The sequence below is a fragment of the Synechococcus sp. R6-5 genome, from assembly GCF_047461775.1.
Classification (GTDB): Bacteria; Cyanobacteriota; Cyanobacteriia; order Thermostichales; family Thermostichaceae; genus Thermostichus.
This window is the reverse complement of sequence record NZ_JANSHV010000031.1, coordinates 1-2,070: the sequence shown is the minus strand read 5'-3', so window position 1 is coordinate 2,070 and position 2,070 is coordinate 1. Positions and strand designations below refer to the sequence as shown.

The window sequence follows — 2,070 nt, the reverse complement described above, 5'->3', positions numbered from 1 at the left end:
CCTTTCGCGCCAGCGGGACGGAGTCCTTGGACCCTCGAAGATCCCATTCTTCGGAACTGTCTTTTCAGGTCATCGAAATTGAGCTGACCCGACCGGATCGCCTGGTTTTTCCAGAGGATTTGGGTCAGCTTCAGCTGCCTGCCGGGATCAATGCCCAGCTGGGGGTGGTTCTGACGGGGCGGGCCCCCATTTGGCTGTATGGCTGGCTGGTGCATGAGTGCCACTTCACCCGTTGGGTGGCCTGTTATGACCCACGCTTGGGCGCGGTGGTGGTCTCCAGCCATACCCCCGAAGTGCGGGTGGGCCAGGTCATCCCCTGGGTGCAGGGAAGGCCGGGCAAGGCCTACGGCCCGCTGACGCGAACAGAATTGGCAGCGGCGGTGATGGTGGTGGGCCCCCCCGACAGTGGCAAAAGCCGTCTTGCCCGCGCCCTCTTCGAAGCTCTGCTGCCGGAGCATCCCGATATTTATCTGCAACGGGCCCATTGGGATGGGGAAGGCAATTGGACTTTAGACTTGCCACCAGAAGAGGCGAAGATCCTCAAGCACCAGTACCGGGGCTCTTTTACTCCCGAATTTTTCAGCTTCCATGCCCAGGCCATTCTGGCTTTGCGCCGGCAAAAGAGTTTGGTGATTGTGGATGTGGGCGGCAAGGTGGATCCGCAAAAGCAGCCGATCCTGGAAGCCTGCTCCCACTACCTGGTGGTCAGCCGGGATCCCGAGGCTATCCCTCTCTGGCACGAGTTTTGTCGAGACCGGGGCAATTTGCGCTGTGTGGCCATCCTGCACACCTCGCCCGGCCCTCCTCAAGTGCTCAAAGACTCACCTGAGTTGGAAATTCGCTGGGATCCCAACTCTCCTCCCCCCGCGGAGCTGCTTCGGGCGGTGCGCCGCTTGATTGCCTAGGGGTGCGGATTCAGAATTGGATGGGCGGGCGAGCCTTTTCGGAAACGGCGAGATTGAGAACCGGGAGATTGAGAACTGGGAAAAGAAAAAGGAGAGGGTACTGATGCTGGGAGCCATTGCCGGGGATGTTATCGGCTCTGTCCATGAGCACTCGGGCACCAAAACGAAGAACTTTCCGCTGTTCGTCGAGGCCAGCCAATTTACCGATGACACGGTTCTGACGGTCGCTGTGGCCGAGCGGCTGCTGCGGGGCGGTAGCTACGTCGATTGGTACCATGAGTACTTCCACGCCTACCCAGAGGCTGGGTACGGGAGCAGCTTCATCCACTGGGCCGAGCATCGCTGCCGTGAGCCGTACTACAGTTGGGGCAACGGAGCCGCCATGCGGGTTAGCCCCATTGGCATCGCCTGCAACACGCTGGAAGAAGTGCTGGCCCAGGCGCGGGCCAGTGCCGAGGTAACCCACAACCACCCGGAGGGCATCCGCGGCGCTCAGGCTACGGCAGCCGCCGTGTTTCTCGCCCGGTCAGGGTACACCAAGGCCGACATCAAGACGTACATCGAGCAAGAGTTCGGATACTGCCTATCCGAGCGGCTGGACGATATCCGGGAGCACTACTGCTTCGATGTCTCCTGTCAGGGCTCGGTGCCCCAGTCGATCATCGCGTTCCTAGAGGCAGACGGTTTTGAAGACGCGGTGCGCAACGCCATCTCCCTTGGTGGAGACGCAGACACCATGGCCTGCATTGCCGGGGGCATTGCGGAGGCGTTTTTCGGCGGCGTGCCGGACGAGATCGCATCCCAGACGCTGGCCGTTTTGGACGAGCGGTTGCACGGCGTTGTGGGCGAGTTCCAAGAGAGGTTTGCGGATCGCCTGACCAGGGGCTGCACCTGATGGCCAAGGTGTGTGGTTTTTGGGTTTTGGGTTGCCTTGTCGCCCTCTCGCTCCGTCAACTGCTCCAGGTTGGATTTACCGGTAAGCCGCCTCTGGGTTGGCTTCATGGCCGTAGAGATAGCTGAGAACCGAGTTGCGCAGGCGGTAGTACTGCGGATCTTCAAGAATCCGCTCGCGATCCCGAGGGCGCGGGAAGGGGATGGTCACGATCTGCCCGATGGTGGCTGCAGGGCCATTGGTCAAAGGACTCCGTCCCGCTGGCGCGAAAGG

2 protein-coding genes and 1 pseudogene are annotated in these 2,070 nt (G+C 61.2%); 2 read left to right on the top strand and 1 reads right to left on the bottom strand.

What is annotated here, in order from left to right:
- Together crn3 and NW818_RS01790 are read left to right on the top strand one after the other, a co-directional pair.
- Positions 1-905, top strand: a 905-nt coding sequence (gene crn3, locus NW818_RS01795) for a CRISPR-associated ring nuclease Crn3/Csx3 (protein ID WP_414423677.1), incomplete at its 5' end; no start/stop codon positions are given.
- A gap of 103 nt (positions 906-1,008) precedes the next feature.
- Positions 1,009-1,800 (top strand): ADP-ribosylglycohydrolase family protein, encoded by a 792-nt coding sequence (locus NW818_RS01790; protein ID WP_414423676.1) that lies wholly within the window; start codon positions 1,009-1,011, stop codon positions 1,798-1,800.
- A 75-nt stretch (positions 1,801-1,875) separates the two neighbouring features.
- Here the strand turns inward: NW818_RS01790 and NW818_RS01785 are convergent.
- A pseudogene (locus tag NW818_RS01785) lies at positions 1,876-2,070 on the bottom strand (ABC transporter ATP-binding protein); the annotation flags it as partial.

Coding starts and splice junctions, on each gene's coding strand:
- NW818_RS01790 (WP_414423676.1), top strand. CDS start 1,009: ATGCTGGGAGCCATTGCCGGGGATGTTATCGGCTCTGTCCATGAGCAC.